Source organism: Prolixibacteraceae bacterium (genome assembly GCA_019720755.1).
In the GTDB taxonomy this organism is placed as follows: Bacteria; Bacteroidota; Bacteroidia; order Bacteroidales; family Prolixibacteraceae; genus Halosquirtibacter; species Halosquirtibacter laminarini.
The window spans coordinates 3,225,927-3,251,097 of record CP081303.1 but is presented as its reverse complement, the minus strand read 5'-3'; the positions used below and the strand labels follow the sequence as shown (position 1 = coordinate 3,251,097).

Here is a 25,171-nt window from a genome sequence, read left to right as displayed (position 1 = left end):
ATTTTAATCCGTCTCTTATTTACGGTATTAAGTTCATGAATTACCAGACAATAAATTCAATGCTTCTAGTGCATCATTAACATCAAATATCTTTATAAAAGTCAATCGAATACAATCCTTCTCTTGCTTCATCCCCGCTTTACCTGGATTATGCTGTAACCAACTTAACACATGTGAGAATTGTTCTGAACTGTAAAATGAAGATTGTGGATCTGACACAAAGTCAATGATCATTCTTTTCTTCTTTAAACGTATCTTCTCAATACCTGTACGCTCAGCGATCCAACGCATCTGAACAATTTTAGTTAACTCAATCGCTTCTTGAGGCATCTTTCCAAATCGATCTTCTGTATTTTTTATAAATTCAGTCAGGGCTTCACCATCTTCTAAGTTATCCAATTCATTATAGAGAATCATTCTCTCTGCAGTGTTCTCAACATAGTCACTCGGGAAAAGAAGTTCCATGTCCGTTTCGATCTGACAATCCTGAACATAAGATACATTCATGAATGCTTTACGAGCAGCTTGATCATTCTCTTTTTCATCCTCAAATATCTCTTTGAACTCTTGGGTCTTTAACTCCTGGATTGCTTCATTTAGTATTCGCTGGTAAGTTTCGAATCCAATATCAGCAATAAAACCACTCTGTTCTCCTCCAAGCATATTTCCTGCTCCTCTAATATCTAAATCTTGCATCGCGATATTGAATCCACTACCTAGTTCAGAGAACTCTTCAATAGCCTCCAATCTACGTCTTGATTCACTTGGTAATGAAGACAATGGGGGAGCTAAAAGATAACAAAATGCTTTCTTATTTGAACGGCCAACTCTACCACGAAGTTGGTGTAGTTCACTCAAACCAAATTGATGGGCATGATTGATAATGATGGTATTGGCATTAGGAATATCTAACCCCGACTCAATGATGGTGGTGGCAATAAGCACATCATAGTCTCCTGCAATAAAAGACAACATGACTTTTTCTAAAGTGGCCCCATCCATTTGACCATGACCAACCAAAGTCTTTACTCCTGGACATACTCGTTGGATCATTGCTTCCACTTCGAGAATATTCTGCACCCTATTATTGATAAAGAAAACCTGTCCTCCACGTTCCAACTCATATTCTATGGACTCTTTGATAATTTCTTCATTAAATCCATGAACCTCAGTCTGAATGGGATAACGATTTGGCGGAGGCGTGTTGATCACAGAAAGATCTCGAGCACCCATCAAAGAGAATTGTAGCGTTCTAGGTATTGGAGTCGCTGTTAAGGTTAGTGTATCCACATTCACCTTAAGCTTCTTTAATTTTTCTTTTACGGCAACACCAAACTTTTGCTCTTCGTCAATAATCAGAAGACCAAGATCTTTAAATTCAATATCTTTTCCAACTAATTTATGGGTACCAATAACGATATCGACTTTACCCTCTTTCATCTCTTTCAACACATGCTTCACCTCTTTAGGTTTTCGCATACGAGAGATATACTCCACATTACATGGAAGCTCTTTTAATCGTTGTTGAAAAGTCTTATAATGTTGAAAAGCAAGGATGGTAGTAGGAACTAATACAGCAACCTGTTTGCTATCACAAACAGCCTTAAAGGCAGCTCTTATCGCTACTTCTGTTTTACCGAATCCTACATCTCCACAGACTAAACGATCCATAGGAATCTGTTTCTCCATATCCTCTTTAACGACAAGAGTGGCTTTATTTTGGTCGGGAGTATCTTCATAAATAAATGAAGCTTCTAACTCCTGTTGTAAATAGTTGTCTTCGCTAAAAGAAAAACCTTGTTCTTTCTTCCTCTCTGCATATAGAGCAATTAGATCTTTGGCAATATCCTTAACTTTCGATTTGGTTTTATTCTTCATCTTCTGCCATGCAGAAGTACCTAATTTATTTAATCTAGGTTCGGTTCCCTCTTTATCTTTATATTTTGAGATTCGATGTAAAGCATGGATACTAACTAAAAGAGAGTCATTACCCTTAAACACAAGTCTAAGAGACTCTTGTACTTTCCCATTCTCTTCTGTACGAACAAGACCAGCAAATTGACCAATACCATGATCTATATGAACCACATAGTCGCCAGGACTTAGTTTTTGTAGTTCCTTTAATGTAATAGCTAACTTGGAAGACTTTTTTGATTTTAACTTAAATCGATGATAACGCTCAAATATTTGGTGGTCTGTATAGACACATAATTTCAGATCATGATCCACAAAACCTTCACTCAAAGCACCTACCACATCTTCAAAATCTTCACTATAACCTTTATCATGGAAAATAGCCCTGATACGCTTCAACTGTTTTTCGTTGGAGGAGAGGATTAAATTATGATATCCTTCTAATTTATGATGATGGAGATTTTCTGCTAAAAGGTCAAAGTTTTTATGCAATAAAGGTTGGTTCGACATCTTAAAGACCACTTCTGTTGGATTCTTCAAGAAATGCTTTGTTCCATATTCTATAATCGGAAAAGAGTCAAGTATATCTTCATAATGAGAACCATGAATCAATATATCATCAATTATTACCTCAGACTCTATTCTATTTAAATAACTATTTGAGTGATCATAGAAATGAGTAATCTTCTCGGATACATAAGCAATATCTTGAATTGCAAGCAAACATCTAGCACCAATAAATTCGAATAAAGAGCACTTGCGAACCTCTTTTGTAGTATGTTGAATATTAGGAACAATAGAAATACTCTTTATTTGGGTTTTCGATATTTGTGTTTCGATATCAAAGATTCGAATTGACTCGACTTCGTCACCAAAAAAATCGATTCGATAAGGATCTTCATTGGAATAAGAGAAAATATCTACAATGGATCCCCTTACAGAATACTGACCTGGTTCATACACAAAGTCTACTCTTTCAAAACCATAAGATTCCAAGGTTTCTACTACAAATGCATTATCCAATTTGTCTCCAACATGAATCGATAGAGTGATAGAAGCCAATGTCTTCTCTTCCACAACTTTCTCTGCTAAAGCCTCTGGATATGTTACAATACAACACGAACCTCCATCACCAATAGCATTTAAAACATCCGTACGTTGAATAAGACTTTCACTTTCAGTTCGTTCAAAATCAAGATGACGTCGATGGGCAGAAGGGAAAAAATACAAACTATCTGGAGAATAAAAGCGCATGATATCATCATAAAAGTAGGCAGCAGACTCTTGGTCATTTGCAACAATTAGAACAACCCCTTCATACTTCTTTAATGCAGACCATAAATAAATTGGCGCCGCAGACCCTTTTAAACCGACACATCGAACCTGGGTCTGACGATTCTCTTCTATCTTATCTCTTAAAAGCTCTATCTTCGGGTGAGTATAAAGACTTTTAGTTATCTCTTTTATCTCCAAGAATACAATATTTTATTAAAACATTAAACTATAATACTTCGTCCCAAACAAAATAGCTAGGACTCAACATCTCTTTTGACCATGGTACATATTCTTCAAATAAGGCAAAAACGGTAGAACCACTTCCACTCATCGATGCATAAGTTGCTCCAAGTTGGTATAACTTATCCTTTAACTCTTTTATCTTAGGATATTGACAAAACACACTTTTCTCAAAATGGTTTACTACATGGTCTTTCCATCTTGTTATAGGCATAGACAATGACTCTTCTAATGGAATGTCTGGCACTTGTGGCACGACATAACGAAATGCATCAGGAGTCGAGACCATTATATTTGGATGAACTAAGACCAAACGATAACCCTTAAGAGATAATAAACTAGGGGTTAACACATCTCCTCGTCCAGTAGCAAAACATGGCTCATTTATGATGAAGAAAGGACAATCACTCCCCAATTCAGCCGCCATATCCATAAGCATCTCATTGGATATATGGAGGTCAAACATCTTATTCAATCCTTTTAAAACAAAAGAGGCATCGGAAGATCCTCCACCTAAACCTGCACCAAAAGGAATCTTTTTATGTAGATGCAAATCTACCACAGGAATATTATATTTAGCATGAATCATTTCGTAAGCCTTATAAACCAAGTTATCCTTTGCAGATCCATCGATCTTTAAACCAGACAAACTTAAATGACTCTCATCTCTTTCACTTCTTACAATTTCTAAGCCATCAGAAAGTTTTGTGGGATAGAACAGAGTGGACAAGTTATGAAACCCATCTTCTCTTTTCGAGGTGATGTGCAACCCTATATTAATCTTAGCATTGGGAAAGTAAAGCATCCTTCTATGTTTTGTCGCTAAATTACAAAAAAAGGAGAGTTTTTCAGAATTGAAAAGTATGATATCACACGCCCCATATCTTTCAAAAAGTTGTAAAAATGAGTTAAGTAATTGTTATTTAAGATTAACATAAATAATTTGTTATAATAATTACATACTTCAACAAGATATTTTTATATCATTGCAAAATGATTTCAAAGAACTAAAAACCGAAATATCGTTATGAAACGATTCTCATTTATATCTCTTCTACTTCTACTTATAGTTCAAGCAGATGGATTTTCAGAAACGTTAGAAGATAAAAAAACATACCTACTTGTTGAACGATCTAGATATACTATCTATCATTCCCAAGATAAGATAGCCAAACAGAAAGCATTGGAGGTTATCAACCAACTTGCTGATCAAAACAATGGTATGGCATTAAATGCTTTAGGTCTTATCTACATGAAAGGTAAAATTTCAGAGAAAGACACACTCAAAGCATGTCAATACTTTACAAAAGCCTCCGAACAAGGGGTTGGCGATGCAATGTGTAACTTAGCAAAGCTCTACAGAACAGGAAGAGGTGGCATTCCTAAAAACAAAGAATTGGCATTCAAGTACTACAAAATGGCTGCTGATATTAATCATAGTATTGGAGTATTTTGGACTGGGAAATGTTATTATCGTGGAGAAGGGACAGAAAAAAACTATGATGAAGCATATAAATGGTTTCTACAAGGAGAAAAACAAGAAACCCTTCCTGCTAAATTTAGACGAGGAGTATGTCTATTCAAAGGAAGAGGTGTCGAGAAAGATCGAGAAGCAGGAATTAAAATTATAAAAGAGTGCCTTAATGAAGGGTATTCACATGCAAAGGTGTATCTCAAATACAATAAGATTGAATTATAAATAAGAAGGTTCTTCCATGAATTGCGTATATGAACAAAAAGACTGGTAAACATATTCTATAGTTATTTCTTATATAAAACGCTATAGACTATGAATACCAGTAGTATATATCATTGTTTAGGATTACAAGACCAGCAATTATTATCCACATCCTATGTTGGAGATACCATCCAACTTAAAGTTAAAACAAAAAAAGACAAACTACGTTGTAGTCGCTGTAAAAGAATGCATGTTATTTGTTGTGGAGTTGTTGAACGTAGTTTCAAGGGGCCAATGATAGGCAAAAAGAAGTGCGTTATTATCATAGATGTTCAACGCCTTTATTGCAAGAAATGCAAGATCGTACGTCAGGAACATTTAAGGTTTGCAAAAGAGCAGAAGTCCTATATTCGATCTTTAGAGAAGATGGTTTTACTTCTCTCTTCTCATATGACGATTCAATCAATCAGTCGACTTTTAGATCTTAACTGGAATATTGTAAAAGATATCATTAAGTCTCACTTAAAATCAAAATATCATTCTCCTGGGCTAAAGGGGGTGAAACATATTGCTATCGATGAATTCGCAGTGAGGAAGGGACATGTATACATGACTTGTGTATATGACTTAGATAAAGGAGTCGTTTTGCATGTAGGGAAAGGTAAAGGTTCCGAATCATTGGTTCCATTTTGGAAACGAATAAAGATCAATAAAGTCCAAATAGAATCTGTTGCTATTGATATGTCAGCTGCCTATATCCTTTCAGTAAAGACCAATGCACCTAAAGCTACTATGGTATTTGACCATTTCCATATAATAAAGAAACTAAATGAGACTATAAGTAAAATTAGAAGAGATCTTTACAACAAAGAGAAGGATAAGGTTATCAAGAAAAGTTTAAAAGGAAGTCGTTGGCTATTGTTAAAGAACCCAGAGAATCTCAACCTTCAGAAAGGGGAAGACTCAAGACTTGAAAAAGTATTAGAAACGAATACCACCTTGTTTTACGCATATTATTTGAAAGAAGAATTGAGGGAATTATGGAATCAAGATAATATTAGAGACGCTTCAAAATTACTTAAACAATGGATAGAAGAGGCAAATGAGACTGAAATCCCTCAGCTTAAGAAAATGGTAGAACTATTGACCAAACACAAAACAGGAATTCTAAATTGGTATAAGTGCAATATCTCCACGGGGCCTTTAGAAGGAATAAATAACAAGATTAAAACCTTAAAAAGACAAGCATATGGCTATCGTGACTTAGATTTTTTTATGTTAAAAATAAAAGCAATGCATCAAGATATATACGCAAAATGTGGATGAACCAATAAGAAAGGCTGTAGATAATCTACAGCCTTTTTTTTATTTCTTTCTAAAGAAAATCTGAATAGGAACACCTGTTAATTCGAAGTTCTCTCTAAACTTATTCTCGATATATCTTTTATATGGATCTTTAATATATTGAGGAAGGTTACAGTAGAATGCGAAAGTAGGTGCATGGGTAGGCAACTGCATACCATATTTAATTTTAATATACTTTCCTTTATATGCTGGAGGTGGATATGCCTCAATCACAGGTAGCATAACATCATTAATCTTAGAGGTTGCAATACGAGTAGTTCTTCTCTCATAAACAATCATTGCTTCTTCTAGAACTTTAATAATACGCTGTTTTGTTACTGCAGATGTAAAGATGATTGGGATATCAACAAATGGAGCAAAACGTCTATGAATACGCTCCTTAAATTCATTGATCGTATTAGTATCTTTATTCTCAATAAGGTCCCATTTGTTTACCATTACAACCAATCCTTTTCTATTTCGTTGGATCAAATTGAAAATAGAAACATCTTGAGCCTCCACTCCACGAGTTGCATCAATAATTAAGATACAGACATCAGAATTTTCGATGGTACGAACAGAACGAAGAGTAGAATAAAACTCAACATCTTCATTTACATTTCTTTTCTTACGTAATCCAGCGGTATCGACCATGATGAAATCATGTCCAAACTTAGAGAAACGTGTTGAAATCGAATCTCTCGTTGTACCAGCCATATCAGTAACAATATTTCTGTTTTCATCCAACAATATATTCACTGTAGATGATTTACCGACATTTGGACGACCAACAAAAGCAAGCTTTGGAAGATCTTCATCTTCTACAGGAATCTCTTCTGGTAATTTATTTACCACTTCATCTAGTAAGTCACCTGTTCCACTCCCGTTAATCGAAGAGATACAATAATATTCACCTAATCCAAGAGAATAAAATTCTGTTGCATCTAATGAGCGTTTATTATTGTCCACTTTATTTACTACAAGGACGAACTCCTTATTAGATTTTCGGAGAAGTTCTGCAACTCCATTGTCTAACTCAGTGATCCCATCTTCAACATTCACGACAAACAAAATCACATCCGATTCTTCTATGGCAAGATGCACTTGACGACGAATTTCATCCTCAAAGATATCATCTGAACCATCCACATATCCTCCAGTATCTATGATAGAGAACTCTCTACCATTCCACTCTACTTTTCCATAGTTACGATCACGGGTCACCCCAGCTACATCATTGACGATGGCTTTACGTGATTCCGTAAAACGGTTAAAAAGCGTCGATTTACCTACATTCGGACGCCCTACCACTGCTACTATACCACTCATGCTTATATTCGTTGTTATTTTATTCGTTGTATCCGAAGTTCTTCAATTGATTGTCTTTATCTCTCCAATCCTTATTCACCTTAACAATGGTCTTTAAGAATACCTGCTTACCAAAAAACTCCTCCATATCTTTACGCGCTTCTGTTCCAACACGACGAAGTCCCAAACCTTGATGACCTATAATAATACCCTTCTGACTTGAACGAATAACGTGAATTATCGCACGAATCTTAATAATATCAGGCTCCTCTTTAAACTCCTCAACTTCAATCTCTACTGAGTATGGAATTTCTTTTTTATAGTGTACAAGAATTTTCTCTCGGATTATCTCTTGTACAAAGAAACGCTCACTCTTATCAGTCAGTTGATCCTTCTCAAAATAAGGAGGAGCTTCTGGAAGATGTTCAACAATACGGTCAAATATGTAATTCAAGTTAAATTTACGAAGTGCTGAGATCACCAATATTTCGGCTTTTGGTAGACGCTCTTGCCAATCTTTTATTAACTGATTTACAGTATCCTGATCTGAAATATCAATTTTATTAATCACCAAAAGAATTGGTGTATCTGTAGCTTGTAGTTTTTCTAAATATTCTTGATTTTTATCCCAACGTTCAAAAACATCTGTCACATATAGAATCACATCTGCATCAACTAATGCAGAGTCAACAAACTTCAACATTGATTCTTGAAGTTTATAGTTTGGTTTTAAGATCCCAGGAGTATCTGAATAGATAATTTGAAAGTCGTCACCATTAACAATTCCTTTAATACGATGACGAGTCGTCTGCATTTTGCTTGTGATTATTGAGAGTTTCTCTCCTACAAGTCCATTCATCAATGTCGATTTTCCTACATTTGGGTTTCCGACAATACTGACAAAGCCTGATTTGTGCTTCATTATTTTATATTATATGTAATTTGGTGCAAAGATAGAAATAAATATAACCTTTTGATACATTTATTGTTAAAGGCCTCTTCTTTGCTTCATGTTTTGACTTATTTGCTATATCTTTTTAACTGTAAATCTGCATAGAACAGTTTTTACAATCAAATGATAATTGATATTCATGATGAGAATCTACTAATTTTAAGGGGAGATCGAGAGAAAAACCTTTCTTCAAACATTGCCCGATTTCATTTAGAATACAATATCTCGTTTGCATTAACAATGAGGAGTTATTTTTTTTATGTGACTCAAATGCCATCTCTGTAACCTTAGTCTGATGTCTCTTATAAAAATCAACCGCTAATTGGTTCGCGACATTCGCTCTATAGTCAACGATATCCTCAATATAAGGAATATCATTAGTCTCAATATTTCTTGACACTTTTCTTTCGGATTCAAGAACCACAACCAATCTTTCAGCAAGTTCTCTACGCACATTCCCTAATATTTTATTTGGAATAAATGGGGTGTGCTTTAATTCGCTAGTAAATGATGAAACAAAAAATGGTGTATCACCTAACTTGGATAACTGTTTCTGAATATTATTTTGTGCTACTTGTTCATTCTTCGCAAACTCAAAAGTAGATTCAAAAGTGTATTCCACTCCTCTATTTGAATCTACTGCAAAAGAGATCTCAACAAACTCTTTTTCTTCTGAGATAAGAATATCAACTCCTCTCTTTCTAGATGTACGACTTTTCTCAAGAGATTGTAAAAAGCCATGGTTATAATTTCTATATACCATATCCTTCTTATTAAGTCTAGGCATCTTTAATGGGGTAATTGTATTATTTTCAGCCACATTTACCTTCACTCCTTCTGTTGTTCCGTCAGAATGAACTACAACAAGTCCATCATTATTTGATATTTGAACAGAACCTTCTAGAGTGAAGTTCGATTTTCCAATAAGTTTCACAGTCCCTACAAGCTCTCCTAAGGATTTCGGTGTTTCTAAATTTGCAATACTCGGCTGTTTCTCATTCAAGAAATATGAAGTAAAGTCTCGAGAAAAACTCTTTTTAGGGTCAGGGGTAAAGTCAAATGTTGTTTTGCCTACAGAGGCTCTAACTTTTGTACTACCCTCTAGTATTTGATCTAACTCTCTTCGATAGTGACCTACACTATTCTTTAAGTAATTTATATCTTTTAATCGTCCCTCTATCTTTAACGATTGAACACCACTCTCCACAATATCTTTGAGAGAGTTGGTCTGGTTCATATCTTTGAGAGAAAGAAGATACTTGTTATCCACCAAACATTCTCCTTTACTATCATATAAAGAATATGCCTTTCTACATGATTGAACACATGCACCACGATTAGCACTTCTAGCACCATTAAAAGCACTCATGTAACATTGACCACTTAAGCTTACACAAAGGGCTCCATGTATAAAAGCCTCCAAAGAGACATTGGTATTTTCTGCAATATCTTGAATCTCTGTTAAAGAAAGTTCTCGTGCTAAGACTACACGATCAAAACCTACCTTCTCAAGAAACTGAACCTTTTCTAAAGTAAAGTTATTAGTCTGAGTACTTGCGTGTAGTGAAATAGGAGGAAGGTCCATCTCCAAAATACCCATATCTTGAATAATCAACGCATCTACCCCAGCATTATATGCTTGCCAAATAATGCGATGTGCCTCCTCTAATTCATGGTCAAAAAGAATCGTGTTCAAAGCCATGAAAACATCTCCATCAAAACGATGTGCATAACGAACTAAGGATTCGATATCAGATATACTATTACCTGCATTGGCACGAGCACCAAAACTAGGGCCCCCAATATATACTGCATCAGCTCCATAATCGAACGCGACCTTCCCATACTCAAGATTTTTTGCAGGAGCAAGGAGTTCAATGTTATCACGAATCAACATACCTTTTTTTTAGAATTAATAGAATTGCAAAGAAAGAGGTTTTTTTGTGAAAACCCTTATTACATAATTTTATTCAATTATTTTATTTGTAACGAAAGAGTATTAGACCATATATTCTCAATGCAATAGTTTTTATCTTTCGAAGTAAATTCGATAGATATATAAAGCAAAAAAGAAGCTACCAGAAATCATTAGGCAGCTTCTTTAATATATTGTACCCTATCAAAGGGCATTACTTGAACTCTTGTAGATTACTCTTCAATAAGAACATCTCCAGTCATCGCAGCAGGAATCTCTAGCCCCATAATCCTTAAGATTGTTGGTGCTACATCAGCCAAGATACCAGACTTAACCTTTTTATCTTTTTGGTCAGTAACCCAAATAAAAGGAACAGGATTTAAAGAGTGAGCTGTATTTACAGAACCATCTTTATTTAAAGCATTGTCTGCATTACCATGATCCGCAATAATCACTACATCATAACCATTAGCACGTGCAGTTTCAACCACTTGCTTAGCACATTGATCGACTGCCATTATTGCCTTTTCAATCGCCTTGTAATCTCCTGTATGTCCAACCATATCACCATTAGCAAAGTTTAAACATACAAAATCAGCCGACTGTGCCTCTAGTTCAGGAAGGAGCTTTTCAGTAACGATTGGTGCAGACATTTCTGGTTGCATATCATAAGTTGCAACTTTCGGTGAAGGAACAAGGATACGACTTTCTCCCTTAAATTCTGACTCACGACCACCTGAAAAGAAGAAAGTAACATGCGCAAATTTCTCCGTCTCAGCAGTACGAATCTGCTTTAATCCAGCATCCTGAACAACTTCTCCGAGAGTCTCTGTAATATTTGCTTTATCAAAAATTACATTTACACCTTTAAAGCTTTCATTATAACAGGTCATAGTATACCACTGAACATCCATCATCGTCATACCCGCATCAGAATGATCTTCTTGAGTAAACACACGTGTCAATTGACGAAGACGATCTGTACGATAATTATAACAGATCACAACATCCCCCTCTTTGATTGTAGCTAAAGGATTTCCTTCAGCATCAACAGCTACGATTGGCTTAATAAACTCATCGAATACTCCTGAATCATATGAAGCCTGAACTGATGCTAACAAGTCTGTTGACTTTTCTCCCTCACCTTTGGTGATTAGGTCATACATTAATTTAACACGCTCCCAATTTTCATCACGATCCATACCATAGTATCGCCCGATCAAAGAAGCCATTTTTGCAGGAGTTCCCTCAAGAGAATTAATAGCCTCCTCAACATAACTATATGCAGATTTAGGATCTGTATCACGTCCATCAGTCAATCCATGAACATAAACATTTTCTAATCCCATCCCACCAGCTACTTTTGCTAAAGCAGTCATATGTTTTGTTAAAGCATGAACTCCCCCAGGACCAATAAGTCCCAAAAGGTGTACATTCTTGTTGTTCTCTTTTGCGTATGTATATGCTTTTTGAATCTGCTCGTTATCTTTAAGCGTATTCTCTTCAATCGCTTTATTGATCTTTACAAGGTCTTGATAAACGACGCGACCAGCACCTATGTTTAGGTGACCAACTTCTGAGTTTCCCATCTGTCCATCTGGAAGTCCTACTTTCTCTCCAGAAGTTAAAAGTTGACTATTTGGATAGTTCTCAACTAGAGAATCTATGAAAGGAGTTGGTGTATTGTAAATTGCGTCAGCACTTGATTTGTCGCCAATACCCCATCCGTCTAGGATCATCAGTAAGGCTTTTTTTGTATCTGCCATCTTTAATTATTTTGATCAATTCTAAATTAAAATGCTCGGCAAAAATACCTAAAAAACCATTTATAATCAAATAGTTTACGACAACTTAACAGAAAAATGGTTTTAAAATATTGTAATTAAAGACTTCAACAAATTATTTACTCTTCAACACACTATTTCGTTAGAACAAGGCATGGATTTGTAAAATAAATCCAATCTACAGGAAAACACAAACACAATTCTAACATTTTATGCACTAAATATCAAATATTTAGCCTTCGATATTTTAATCTTATGTTAAGAGATGTTAATATAACATGATTTTATATTAACATATAAAACTAAAAATAAGAAATTGCAAATTGTCACAAATCAAAAGTTCATACAATAAACAAACAATTTTACATATGCATAAAATTCTATCTTTTATCTTTTTGTTATCTAGTTTCCAACTGTTAGCAGAAAACACTCTAAATCGAATGACTAGTAAACGAGTCTTTTTAAACTCAACTACAGCTACAGATTTACTACTTGCTTCAATAGACTATAATAAAAACTCAAAAAACTGTACTCCTGACGATATTCAAATAGAACTTAATCCTGAATCAGGATTAAAGGTTAAAGACATAAAGTTTGAGAGCGAAGGGGATGATTCATGGGCAAACATAAGGGTAACTTTCTACTCAGCGAAACCTGTTTATGGAGCAGAGATTCGTTATATAGTAAACAACACATTTATATACGACCACAAAACAAATAGCTATAAAGAAGACTGGATTAAAGTTAGGATTACATTGACTGATCAAATACTACTATCTGCATCCAATAATTTAATTACTCCAGCAGATAACGACGAAGAAATTTGTCAGATCGTATCTTACAATAATAATTTTATGTCCAAGAACAACAGCACCGAGGCTTATAATGTTTGGAACTATTCAAATAGTAATAAGAACAGCTTCATTCTAGACTTAGGCAACAGTCCATACATCAGTGACTTTATCATAATAGATAAAGGAGAACTTACAGGAGATAAAAACGATAATTTATCCTCTATTAAAGTAAGTCTAAGTAATGATAAGATAAAATGGAATGATTACTTTATCAATGATAAATCAAATTTCAAGCATTTTCATATTCAACGTAAACAAGCAAGGTATGTAAAGCTTTCCATTGATCAGAATGATAAAATAGAAAATGGTTATATAGCTTTATTTCAGATCTATGGACAAGGGCAGACCCCAAATATCACCAATCATATAAAGGGTATTAAACCGTCGTTAAATGATAAAAATTATACGGATAATGCAGAAGAATGGAAAGTAGAAAAGTCGAATACTCATATTTTTGAATTCGAATCAATTCAGACAATAGATCAAATTGATTTCTTTGAATACCGTAATTTTATGCAATCAGTAGGATTTCCTCCGATCATCGATCTTAAGGTGGAAATAAGTTTAGACAAGAAAAAATGGAGAACTATTTCAAAGCAAAAATCCTCGAATTGCTTTAAACGTATTGGTCTATCTTCTCCAGAGAATGTAAAATATATCAGGACTACTTCATATCAAAAGACACCGAACGTTTATCCGGGTCCATCCTCTTCATATTGGGCATTAACTGAACTAAGAGTGTTTGGAACAGATACAAACACAAAAAAACATACATTATTTTCGGCAACGACAGAACAGAATGAAAAGATAAATATATATCCTAATCCTGCATCCAATTTTATTGAAATCAATGGAGAAAATATAGAAAGCAGTATCAATATATACAATATCTTAGGAGCAAAAGTCAAAACAATTTATGATTATCATTCTGGTGAAAAAATAAATATAGAGGACTTAAAACAAGGAATTTATCTAATCCCTGTAAATAAGAAAGTTTATAAAGTGATCAAAAATTAACCCAATAAATCAACAGGTGTGTACAACAGGACACCTGTTGATTATTCTACATCTCAGAAAAATATATCTTCTTCACCCTAGGCCCAATCCCAGTCATTACTTCGTAAGGTATTGTTTCTAGAGAGTCTGAGATATGATGTATCGAATGATTGGGGCCAAAAACAACCACCTCATCTCCAATCGAAACATCAGGAACATTGGTTATATCGACCATACACATATCCATACAGATATTTCCGATGGTTGGAGCATACCCCCCCTTAATTAATACGGAGTGATTTCCATTCCCTAACTTTCGATGAAAACCATCCGCATAACCAATAGGTAGTACTGCTATTTTTCCTGAAGAGTTTCTTCTTCCATGACGTCCATATCCAATAGTATCTTCAGGATCAACACTCTTTATCTGTGAAACTTGAGTTTTCAACGTCATCACCTCCGTAAGGCTAGACTGCTTAAAGAAGCTAACACCATAAAGTCCAAGCCCTAATCTTACCATATCATATTGATGATCTACAAAGCGCTCAATTCCAGCTGTATTCAATGCATGTCTATAGAATGAATACCCTAGTTTGTCTCCCAAAATAGAAGCAAAGAGTTCAAATTGATCGAGTTGTTGTTTTGTAAAATGCTCCTCTCCAATTGTATCGCTTACAGACAAGTGTGTAAACACACTCTTTACTTTTAAACAAGCAAATGATGGAATTAATGTTCCAAGCAACTCGATATCTGAAATCTTATCAAAACCTAAACGTCTCATTCCTGTATCAAACTTTAGGTGTATATCAACTTTTGATTTCTCACTTTTAGCTACCGCAACAGCAAATTCACGAAGAAGAGAGAGATCATAGATATTTGGCTCCAAGTTATATTCAAGCATCAGCTCGAAGGCATGCTTTTCTGGGTTCATCACAATTATTGGTGTGGTGATATTGGCCTTTCTAAGCTCAATCCCCTCGTCAGCAATCGCGACTGCCAAATAGTCAATTCCGCTTCTTTGCAATAGATGAGCCACTTCAATACTTCCTGATCCATATGAAGAAGCTTTTACCATTGCCATCACTTTTGTATCATCCTCCAATAAAGATCTATAATACAATAGATTTTCTCGCATTGCATCTAAGTTAATCTCTAAATATGTTTGATGTGTCTTCTCTTGTATCTGATAAGAAAACTCTTCTAATTTAAAGCTTCTAGTTCCCTTTATAAGAACAGAATTTCCTGCAATATGAAGATTTGGAATATCTTTTATCAACTGGTCTGTCTCTAAATAGAATTTAGAATTGATTGTTTTAAAAAGATTTCTGTAATGGTAAAGCCTCGGTCCAACAGCATATAATTGCATAATATCATGATGAGCTAAAAGCATAGATATCTCATGATAGATATCTGCTTCGTCGTCATCTCTTTGTTGAGAAAGGTCGGATAAAACCAAGACCTTATTTTGACCTTCTTTATTATTCTGATCTTGATAATTTAGAGCGACCCTTAATGAAAGTAGATCACTATTGTAACTATCATCAATTATCGTTGAAGCATGTAAACCATCTTTCAATTCTAGGCGTAACGAAATCCGCTCCAATAACTTGAATCGCTCAGATATCTTTTTATCCCATAGGTCCATATACAAAATAAACGAAGCAGAGAGAATTGCATTTTCAACAGAAGCCTCATCCGTGAAAGGAATCGAAAAAAGATAGCCTTTTTGTTTGTATATTAATTCAATGGTAGTACACTCCTCAACACCAATCACACTTTTTATAAAGACATCAGCAAGATCATCCTCATAAGAGATTACAAATAGACGAGAACGTTCTGAAATTTGTTTAGACACAAGATCCTTCACCCATGCCTGTGAATCGCAAAAAAGCAACTTTTCAACATGTTGAAAAAGGTTTAATTTCTCATTTAAAAGCACTTTTCTGCTCTCAAAATTACTCAAGTGAGCATCTCCCATATGGGTGAGAATACCCAGAGTAGGTGAGATAATTTTCTCTAAAAAACCCATCTCATGAGGGAGTGAAATTCCTGCTTCAAAAAGAGCCAATTCATGAGATGCATCTAAAAATTGAACAGAAAGAGGAACCCCTATTTGAGAATTAAAACTTCGAGGACTTTTCACGATGTTACAAGTTCTAAAAAGAACCTGATAGATCCACTCTTTCACTTGTGTCTTTCCATTAGAACCCGTTATACCTACAACCGGAATACTAAAATGATATCGGTGATCAGAGGCGATCTTTTGCATAGATCTTAATACATCCTCCACTTTTATAAAAAGAATTGCTTCAGTATACACCTCTCGAGGAAACTCTTTAACAAGAAAAACTCGAACACCTAATGCAACAGCACTTTTAATAAAATTATGCCCATCACTTTTAGTCCCTTTAAGACACACAAAAAGAGTATTGACAGTATCTCCCAAAGAACGAGTATCAATAGCCATATTTGTAATCAGAATATCATCGATATCTGACCTGTTTAAGGTGCAATCTAGTAGTGAGACTAAATGACGTAATGGATAATTCATAAATTATTGTTGAATGTTTATTTCTTGAAAACAGTGTCTACAAACAGGTTCATAAGCCTCTTTTTCACCTAAAAGTACTTGTTTATCATCATGGGATAAACGGTGGCTATATTGAGCCAAATTTCCACATCTAACACATATTGCATGTACTTTTGTTACATATTCGGCCTCGGCCATTAGGTGAGGAATTGGACCAAAAGGGACTCCTTTAAAATCCATATCTAGACCTGCAACAATTACTCGAACACCTCTGTTCGCTAATTCTCGACAAACTTCGACAATCGATTCATCAAAAAATTGTGCTTCATCAATCCCAACGACATCAGTATCTCCACTCAAAAGTAAGATATTTGAAGCACTCTCAACTGGTGTAGAACGAATTGCACTTTCATCATGAGATACCACTTTATCGTCGGAATAACGTGTATCCACGGCAGGTTTAAATATCTCCACATTCTGCTTTGCGATCTGAGCACGTTTTAGTCGACGGATCAACTCTTCTGTTTTTCCAGAAAACATTGATCCGCATACGACCTCAATCCAACCTCTCTTTTGTGTTGTGTTGATGGTTGTTTCTAAAAACATATTTAACTAGTTATAACTATGAACGTAATTTTTTAACCACAACAAAGATAATAGATCTAAGCATAACGGAGATGAGAAAGAGCCAAGCGATTAAAATATATTTTTGTGGTTAATGGATAATCTTCTGTACCAAAGGAACTAGTCTTGCTTAAAACATTAGCTTATCAGCCCTTTTCATATGGTATTCATGAAAAAAGTAATGCTTAAAAATAGTTGTTTTTTAGGTTTGTTACTAACTTTGAAATAAATTCAATTTTTCTTCTAATAATCTTGTTTATGAATAAGGAACAGACAAAAAAACATTTACATTTTGTACGCGAAGATATCGATCATGTAAAATTTCTATTAGATAATCTCGAAATTAATGATGAAATTTCTCCTATTCATCTTCAATCTGTTGTAGATAAGTGTGAAAGTATTGCTAGCAGCATAAAATTACTACTGCCTATAAGTCAAAATAGCCCTTTGGAAGAATCCAAACAAAAAGAGCTAGAACAGATCCGAGAAAAGATTCTTAAAGAATTCGAAAACAAACGTAGTAAAGGACAAAAAGAGGATCAGAAAGATAAACTTCATCAGAAACTTCAGAGAAAACAGGAGGAAAAACTAAGAGAAGAACTTCGTTGCGAAATAGAAAGAAAAGAAGAGGAAGAGCGAAGAGAAGAACTTCGTCGCGAAATAGAAAGAAAACAAGAGGAAGAGCGAAGAGAAGAACTTCGTCGCGAAATAGAAAGAAAAGAAGAGGAAGAGCGAAGAGAAGAAGAGAATAAACGAAACGTACAACATCCTCAGGTGTATGTAAAACCAGAACCTAGTACAATAGATAAAAAAAACACTCCCGATAATACTGGTAAACAAACCATACTTGTAAACCTAAAGAGAACCTATAATTCCATACAATTAGAGCCAACCAAAATACCTCTTCTTGGTCCTATCGAAGAACGAGCAATAACTCCTAATATCAACGATAATATCATGTTTTGTCGTGAAATTTTCAATGAAGACACCTCGTTATATAAAAATATATTAGGAAAATTAAATACTACCGAATCAGAAGATGAAGCATTAGAATTCCTATTAGAGGCACCAAATCTTCAGGATTCGACAACTCTTTTAGCTTTCTTAGAAGAAATAAAATGTAAATTCTATAAATAGATCACAACAAATGTCTAAACTATATTTAGTCCCAACACCTGTTGGTAATTTGGAAGATATGACCTTTCGTGCGATACGTATTCTGAAAGAGGTCGATTTAATTCTTGCAGAAGATACTCGAACTTCTAGTAAACTGCTTAAGCATTTTGAAATTGATACTCGTTGTGTTTCTCATCATAAATTTAACGAACATAAGACCTCAGAGAGATTTGCTCTAGAGATCAAATCGGGTGTTACCATTGCCCTAATTACAGATGCTGGTACTCCTGCAATATCTGATCCAGGATACCTTTTAACTAAAAGTTGTATCGAAAATGATGTTGAAATAGAATGTCTTCCTGGTGCAACTGCATTTGTTCCTGCTCTTGTAAATAGTGGTCTTACGAATGATAAATTCTGTTTTGAAGGCTTTCTACCGCAGAAAAAAGGAAGACAAAAGAGGTTACAAGAGTTAGCTGACGAAGAACGTACCATTATCTTCTATGAATCTCCTTATAGAGTAGTGAAAACACTCACTCAATTTAAAGAGTTTATTGGGGAAGATCGAAAGGTGAGCGTTAGTAGAGAGATAAGCAAACTATATGAAGAGACAGTCAGGGGAACGGTAAGTGAAATGATTTCGCACTTTGAAAACAAAACTCCTAAGGGAGAATTTGTAATTGTTTTAGAAGGGAAGATCCCCGAGAAGAAGAAAAAATAATAACTTTTTAGGAGTTGAATATTTCAACTCCTAAACCCTCTTTCATTTTTAATGGATCATTCTGTTGGGCTATATCGATAGCCTGAACCAAATACGATCTAGAATGATCAAATCAATAACCTTCAGTAAATAACGACTTCATATAACTCGTTTCAAAGTACTTCTAAACGATATTAAACCTATTTTCCTGTACAACTAAACTACCCATCAGTTACTCTTTGATTACTGTTAGAGTAACCAAAGGGTAACTGATGGGTATCGGAAGGGTATCGGAAGGGATACTGAAAACAGTTCTTACACTTCTCTTGGTAGAATTCTAAATTTGATAATATAGTCTTATTTATTCGCAAAAATGAGGGAAGAAGGTATTAAATATCCTACACGATAGAGATAGGAATAGTTAGAAAGGACAATTATATCGAAGTATAGAGACTTTTAGAGCTAAGTTCTAAGAGTTATGGATATAACTTATATAGAAAAACGTTTTATACGCACAATCCCTAAAACATTTCACATACGACCAAACAAGGATGTTTAATATTTTCCAAATCAAAAATACCAGCGAACAAATAATAATTTATTGTTGTTTTTATTCAATCAATATTCAATTAGAAAATATTGTATGATAATTAGATACATTCTGCTTTAAAACAATAAATGGGAAATAGCTTGTAGACGACATCCCTTTATTTTACTTTTATTTACTATATTCAACATATAATTACAAATTAACTTAATATTCAAGATGAAAATTTTAAGATTCCTACTCGTATTTATTTTATTAAGTACAATGTCTTCATGTGCTCTTATTTTTAATGGAAGTAAGCAGCAAATTAATATCAGTTCATTAACAGAAGACTCTAAAATATTTGTCGATGGACAATATGCCGGAGAGAACTCTGTAATTTCTAACGTAACACGTAAAGATGGACACACAGTCATGATTAAGAAAGAGGGCTACAAGACAGAGAATATTCTTTTAAGATCTGATGTACAAGCAGGATGGATTGTCTTTGATGCTCTATTCAACTGGTTTGCATTCTTGACTGATGCACCAACGGGAGCATGGAAAAGTTTTGATAACAATAATATTGCAGTAGAACTTATTCCACTTAAACAATAAAAATAAAAACAGCACAAGAAGAGGAATATTTCCACCCTTGTGCTGTTCCAATCTGTATCACTTTATAATTCCTCTGTGGTATACCCCAGAACTAAATCTCTCATGTTATATGATGAAGCCATTGTCTGTCCATAGGCTCCAGAAGAGTGAATTGCAATGATATCACCTCTTTGTGACTTAGGTAGCATCACTCCTTTTGCGAATACGTCAGAAGATTCACATACAGGACCAACCACGTCATATTTCTCTTCTTCAAGCTCACTAGTCAATACCGAAATATCGTGATGAGCACCATAAAGAGCAGGACGAATAAGTTCTGTCATTCCAGCATCAAGAATCATAAATTGAGTCTCTAAACCTTGCTTTACATACAAAACTTTAGAGATCAAATGACCACACTGTGCCACAACAGATCTTCCTAGTTCGAAATGTAACTCTTGCCCCTCTTCAAGCTGAATATATTCATGGAAAGCTTTAAAATAAGCAGCAAAATCAGCAATAGGTTCTGATGCAGGACTATCATAATTAATCCCAAGACCTCCTCCTACATTAATATGTTGAAGTTGAAAATCGTTATCCTTAAACCACGCAGATATCTTATTAATTTTCAAACTCAATTGTTCAAAAACACTCATATCGGTAATTTGTGAACCAACATGAAAATGGATCCCTGTCAATCGGATGTTTTTTAGCTTTTTGAGCTTACTTGCAACCACATCAAAGTCCCAATGATTAATACCAAACTTATTATCCTTTAACCCTGTAGTAATATACTCATGAGTTTTAGGATCAACATCTGGGTTAATACGTATGGCTATAGGAGCAACAACCCCCTCTTTAGCAGCCAATTCGTTGATAACCTCGATCTCTGGTATACTTTCGCAATTGAAGCTAAAAATACCTACACGAAGAGCTGTTAGAATCTCCTCATCCGTTTTTCCAACCCCAGCAAAGGCTATGCGTTCCGATGGAATTCCCATCTCTGAAGCATATTGTACTTCATTACCGCTAACACAATCAGCTCCAAATCCAGAAGACACCATCTCTTTCACTACTGCGTCATGAGTATTTGCCTTCAATGCATAATGAACATGATAACCATATTTACCACTCTCTTTCTTTATCGATTCTATCGTACGACGTAGAAGAGATGTATCGTAATAGTAAAAGGGGGTTTTCTTATTTGATAATTTGGATAATATATTCCTATCAATCATGATTAAGACTCAATATTAATTTAATAAGTTGTCTGAAATTGCTTGTAAAGTTCTCTTTTTATCTTTCGTAGAGATAAGAAGAGATATATTATGATCGCTTCCTCCATAGGAGATCATGCGTACAGGAATATCACCTAATGCATCAAAAACACTCATTGCCAACCCTTGAGAGGAAGAGATCATATCCCCCACAATACACACGATAGATTGATCTGTATCAATCTCAACATCACCATATTCTTTTAGTTCCATTATAATCGATTCCAGGTTGGTTGGATTATCAATAGTCACGGATACTGCAACTTCAGAAGTCGTAATCATATCAATAGGAGTCTTAAAGAATTCAAAAATCTCAAATATGTTCTTCAAAAAACCATAAGCATTTAACATTCTTCCAGAGCGTATTTTTACAGCAGTGATACCATCTTTTGCAGCAACGGCTTTTAACCCTTCTGTTTTAGAATCGCTCATAATAATCGTTCCTGCGTCATCACGATTCATGGTATTCTTCAAACGAACAGGGATATTTGCCAATTTTGCTGGTAGAACAGTTTGAGGATGAAGTATTTTTGCCCCAAAGTATGCAAGCTCTGCAGCTTCATCAAACGAGAGACTATCCACCTTTTTGGTTTTTTCTACCACTCTAGGATCATTGTTATGAAAACCATCAATATCAGTCCAAATTTGTATCTCATCCGCATCGATAGCAGCACCAATAAGTGAAGCCGAATAGTCAGATCCTCCACGTTGTAAGTTATCGATTTCATCGTCACTATTTAGACAAATAAAACCTTGTGTAATATAATAATCAGAGGAAATATTATTCTCTAAAAGACTACATAAGTTTTTCTCGATATAGAATTGGTCCGCAGACTTATCACTATCTATCTTCATAAAATCTAAAGCTGATAACAGAGTAGATTTATACCCTTCTTGAACCAATAATAGATTAAATAAATTCGAAGAGATAATCTCTCCTTGTGCTAATATATTCTTTTCACTTGCCTCAGTAAAAACTCCTGAAGTAAATGATTTAATTGTATCAAAACAATCCTCAACAATCATGAATGCTCGTTCAATAATATCTTCTGATTTATATAATTCACGAATTGTTTGGTAGTACTGTTTCTCTAATTTGCTGATGACAAAACGAGCAGAGTCTTTGTTCTTCTTCGCAAGATAGTCTGCTATTTCAACCAAAGTATTGGTTGTACCAGACATTGCAGAAAGGACTACAACCTTTTTTTCTCCATCAGTAACTATATCCATTACTGTCTTCATGTTGTCAACTGATCCAACAGAAGTTCCTCCAAATTTCAATACTTTCATTTGTCTCAACAATTATAAATTTCAAATTCTATCAACATTGAACCTAAATATTTTGTGATCAATCAGATGATAAATAGGACAATACTCTTTTAGGAATCATTCTTTAGATACAAGTGCTACAATATGTATCACTTACAATTTGAAAGCAACTTTTCCTAAGCCATATTATCATGGGTATGAGCTACAAAATTAATAAAATTATATTTCACATGACTTTTATCAACAACAAAATTACCATAAATGATTAAAAATGTAAGCACAACAGCCCCAAAGTAATTGATTTATTAGTTTTTAAACTTTTCAATAGTAATTTGACATTTAATTAAACTATTTAATTTCAGATAGAATCAAATAGTACATAAAATAGTTAAAATATTATTGAAAGTTCTGTTTTTGAATGATCAACCAATATAGTTGCCTGAAGTACAATTCTATTCTTTAATTAATAGAACATTCTATTGTATAAAGACAAATACTCATTATGTTAAAATACATTAAATATGAAATAAAAATTCATAGAATTATACAGATATAGATGTTAATAAATAAATCATTCTGTTATGAAAAAAATTTTAGTTCTTATAGCCTTAATTGCAACTACAACTGTATTTGGAAATACACTTATATAAGCCTGATGTATCTTAATTGCCTAATTACATTGTTATTACAATTGAAAACACAAAACTTCTAGGTGGTATTGGGATGTCAATCGATTGGAAGAAGTCTCCATATAAGCCACAATTGGAAGAACTACTTGACTATCTCGAAACAAAAGATGGACGTCGTGTAAGAACATCTTCGGATCTATTTAATGTTATGGATGAACTAGGTTATGATTACAAAGACTCGTACAATGCGAATTCAGGAACTATTGGAGTTGGAGGAGGAGATGATATCGAGTTATCAGCAAGTGATTCGAAATTCCGTGTCAATATTATATTTAAAAAGCAAAAGGATTAATATCTTGCGAAGACATTAAACAAAAAATTTAATGAAGCATACCCTAAGGTCTTAGAGTATGCTTCATAAAAATAAAATAGCAAATTTATTTATGGTATATATCTAGTAACTCTTTCGCTGCGCCAAAAGAAGATATTTTATCCATCTCCACGTTTTGCTCATACTTACTTAGTATTGCTTTTATCTCAGGATTATGATAAAAATCATTTTTCAGTCTCTCATTTATAGTCTCATACATCCAATATTTATCTTGCTCAGAGCGTCTATGGTCAAAATACTTATTATCCTGAGTAAATGATAGGTAATCAAGCATCGTTTCCCAAACCTCTTCAATTCGCAACTTATAAAGAGCAGAACAAGTCAAAACTTTAGGCAGCCAACCAGACTTTGGTTTAGGAAATAGATGCAAAGCATTTCTATACTGTGTTGCCGCTAGTCCCGCTTTGTGTTCGTTATCTCCCTCTGCTTTATTTATCGCAATGGCATCAGCCATCTCCATAATACCTCTTTTGATTCCTTGTAGTTCATCACCAGCTCCTGCAATCTGTATCAGTAAAAAGAAGTCAACCATAGAGTGTACTGCAGTCTCAGATTGACCAACTCCTACAGTTTCAATAAATATCGTATCAAAACCTGCCGCTTCCACTAGAATAATAGTCTCTCTTGTTTTTCTAGCCACCCCTCCTAAAGAACCAGCAGAGGGACTAGGACGAATATAAGCATTGGGATCAGATGACAAATCTTCCATACGAGTCTTATCACCTAAAATACTTCCCTTGGTACGTTCACTCGATGGATCAATAGCTAAAACAGCTAGTTTATGTCCTTTATCTGTTACATGTTTTCCTAATGCTTCGATAAAAGTACTTTTTCCAGCACCAGGAACCCCAGTAATACCGATACGTATCGACTTCCCAGAATAAGGCAAACATCTCTTAATTACCTCTTGTGCAATCTTTTGATGTTTTGGATTACTGCTCTCTATTAAGGTTACAGCCTTACTTAAAATCGTAATATTTTGATCTAATATACCTTGAACATACTCATCTACAGAGAGTAAAGAACGACGTTTTTTTAAAAAACGCTCAACAGCACTTTGGTTCACAATCTCTGGCTGTGCGACACCACTATTAACAGCCAAACCTTTATATTGGGGATCATTCTCTGGATGACCATTCTTTTTGCTACTCATAGGATATTACTTTAAACGATAAAATTCTGTACACAAATTTAGCAAAAATCAATATCTGAAATGTTTATTTGTACTATTAATACTTTCTAAATTGGACTT

Annotated in this window: 18 protein-coding genes; 7 read left to right on the top strand and 11 right to left on the bottom strand. The window is 34.5% G+C overall.

Features of this window, described 5'->3' with window-relative positions; all coding sequences use genetic code 11:
* Positions 1 to 33: 33 nt before the first annotated feature.
* Both mfd and ispE read right to left on the bottom strand, forming a co-directional pair.
* Positions 34 to 3,387: a transcription-repair coupling factor gene (gene mfd / locus K4L44_12800; protein ID QZE13454.1), complete on the bottom strand. Its 3,354-nt coding sequence runs from the start codon at positions 3,385 to 3,387 to the stop codon at positions 34 to 36.
* A gap of 28 nt (positions 3,388 to 3,415) precedes the next feature.
* On the bottom strand, positions 3,416 to 4,234 hold the full coding sequence (gene ispE / locus K4L44_12795) for a 4-(cytidine 5'-diphospho)-2-C-methyl-D-erythritol kinase (protein QZE13453.1): 819 nt from the start codon (positions 4,232 to 4,234) through the stop codon (positions 3,416 to 3,418).
* A 222-nt stretch (positions 4,235 to 4,456) separates the two neighbouring features.
* On the opposite strand from ispE, the gene K4L44_12790 reads away from it, so the two are divergent.
* Both K4L44_12790 and K4L44_12785 read left to right on the top strand, forming a co-directional pair.
* Positions 4,457 to 5,128, top strand: a complete 672-nt coding sequence (locus tag K4L44_12790; protein ID QZE13452.1) for a sel1 repeat family protein — start codon at positions 4,457 to 4,459, stop codon at positions 5,126 to 5,128.
* A gap of 90 nt (positions 5,129 to 5,218) precedes the next feature.
* On the top strand, positions 5,219 to 6,433 hold the full coding sequence (locus K4L44_12785; protein ID QZE13451.1) for an ISL3 family transposase: 1,215 nt from the start codon (positions 5,219 to 5,221) through the stop codon (positions 6,431 to 6,433).
* A gap of 39 nt (positions 6,434 to 6,472) precedes the next feature.
* Here the strand turns inward: K4L44_12785 and der are convergent, their stop codons facing one another.
* From der to gpmI, 4 genes are all read right to left on the bottom strand, one after another.
* Positions 6,473 to 7,780: a ribosome biogenesis GTPase Der gene (gene der / locus K4L44_12780; protein QZE13450.1), complete on the bottom strand. Its 1,308-nt coding sequence runs from the start codon at positions 7,778 to 7,780 to the stop codon at positions 6,473 to 6,475.
* Positions 7,781 to 7,799: 19 nt separating this feature from the next.
* Positions 7,800 to 8,681 carry a GTPase Era gene (gene era / locus K4L44_12775; protein ID QZE13449.1) on the bottom strand — a complete coding sequence of 294 codons (882 nt, stop codon included), beginning with the start codon at positions 8,679 to 8,681 and terminating at the stop codon, positions 7,800 to 7,802.
* A 115-nt stretch (positions 8,682 to 8,796) separates the two neighbouring features.
* On the bottom strand, positions 8,797 to 10,608 hold the full coding sequence (locus tag K4L44_12770; GenBank protein ID QZE13448.1) for a U32 family peptidase: 1,812 nt from the start codon (positions 10,606 to 10,608) through the stop codon (positions 8,797 to 8,799).
* A 251-nt stretch (positions 10,609 to 10,859) separates the two neighbouring features.
* The gene (gpmI, locus tag K4L44_12765; protein QZE13447.1) at positions 10,860 to 12,392 is read right to left on the bottom strand and encodes a 2,3-bisphosphoglycerate-independent phosphoglycerate mutase; all 1,533 of its coding nucleotides are present in this window, start codon (positions 12,390 to 12,392) and stop codon (positions 10,860 to 10,862) included.
* Positions 12,393 to 12,850: 458 nt separating this feature from the next.
* Between gpmI and K4L44_12760 the strand changes: the two genes are divergently transcribed.
* The gene (locus K4L44_12760) at positions 12,851 to 14,281 is read left to right on the top strand and encodes a T9SS type A sorting domain-containing protein (protein QZE13446.1); all 1,431 of its coding nucleotides are present in this window, start codon (positions 12,851 to 12,853) and stop codon (positions 14,279 to 14,281) included.
* 46 nt (positions 14,282 to 14,327) lie between these two features.
* On the opposite strand, the gene K4L44_12755 is transcribed toward K4L44_12760, so the two are convergent.
* Complete coding sequence (locus K4L44_12755; protein QZE13445.1) at positions 14,328 to 16,811, bottom strand: bifunctional UDP-N-acetylmuramoyl-tripeptide:D-alanyl-D-alanine ligase/alanine racemase; 2,484 nt, start codon at positions 16,809 to 16,811, stop codon at positions 14,328 to 14,330.
* Between the two features lie 3 nt (positions 16,812 to 16,814).
* The gene (locus K4L44_12750; protein ID QZE13444.1) at positions 16,815 to 17,396 is read right to left on the bottom strand and encodes a thymidine kinase; all 582 of its coding nucleotides are present in this window, start codon (positions 17,394 to 17,396) and stop codon (positions 16,815 to 16,817) included.
* Between the two features lie 276 nt (positions 17,397 to 17,672).
* Here K4L44_12750 and K4L44_12745 point away from each other — a divergent pair, with 276 nt between their 5' ends.
* The 3 genes from K4L44_12745 (at position 17,673) to K4L44_12735 (ending at position 20,374) form a co-directional block, all read left to right on the top strand.
* The gene (locus K4L44_12745; GenBank protein QZE13443.1) at positions 17,673 to 18,551 is read left to right on the top strand and encodes a hypothetical protein; all 879 of its coding nucleotides are present in this window, start codon (positions 17,673 to 17,675) and stop codon (positions 18,549 to 18,551) included.
* 10 nt (positions 18,552 to 18,561) lie between these two features.
* On the top strand, positions 18,562 to 19,251 hold the full coding sequence (gene rsmI / locus K4L44_12740; GenBank protein QZE13442.1) for a 16S rRNA (cytidine(1402)-2'-O)-methyltransferase: 690 nt from the start codon (positions 18,562 to 18,564) through the stop codon (positions 19,249 to 19,251).
* Between the two features lie 745 nt (positions 19,252 to 19,996).
* Complete coding sequence (locus K4L44_12735; protein ID QZE13441.1) at positions 19,997 to 20,374, top strand: hypothetical protein; 378 nt, start codon at positions 19,997 to 19,999, stop codon at positions 20,372 to 20,374.
* 62 nt (positions 20,375 to 20,436) lie between these two features.
* On the opposite strand, the gene lysA is transcribed toward K4L44_12735, so the two are convergent.
* Both lysA and K4L44_12725 read right to left on the bottom strand, forming a co-directional pair.
* Positions 20,437 to 21,591 (bottom strand): diaminopimelate decarboxylase, encoded by a 1,155-nt coding sequence (gene lysA, locus K4L44_12730; protein ID QZE13440.1) that lies wholly within the window; start codon positions 21,589 to 21,591, stop codon positions 20,437 to 20,439.
* 15 nt (positions 21,592 to 21,606) lie between these two features.
* Positions 21,607 to 22,920: an aspartate kinase gene (locus K4L44_12725; protein ID QZE13439.1), complete on the bottom strand. Its 1,314-nt coding sequence runs from the start codon at positions 22,918 to 22,920 to the stop codon at positions 21,607 to 21,609.
* Positions 22,921 to 23,565: 645 nt separating this feature from the next.
* Here K4L44_12725 and K4L44_12720 point away from each other — a divergent pair.
* The gene (locus K4L44_12720) at positions 23,566 to 23,880 is read left to right on the top strand and encodes a hypothetical protein (GenBank protein ID QZE13438.1); all 315 of its coding nucleotides are present in this window, start codon (positions 23,566 to 23,568) and stop codon (positions 23,878 to 23,880) included.
* A gap of 85 nt (positions 23,881 to 23,965) precedes the next feature.
* Here K4L44_12720 and meaB read toward each other — a convergent pair whose 3' ends face one another.
* Entirely contained in the window at positions 23,966 to 25,072 is a 1,107-nt protein-coding gene (gene meaB / locus K4L44_12715) for a methylmalonyl Co-A mutase-associated GTPase MeaB (GenBank protein QZE13437.1), read from the bottom strand.
* Positions 25,073 to 25,171: the final 99 nt, after the last annotated feature.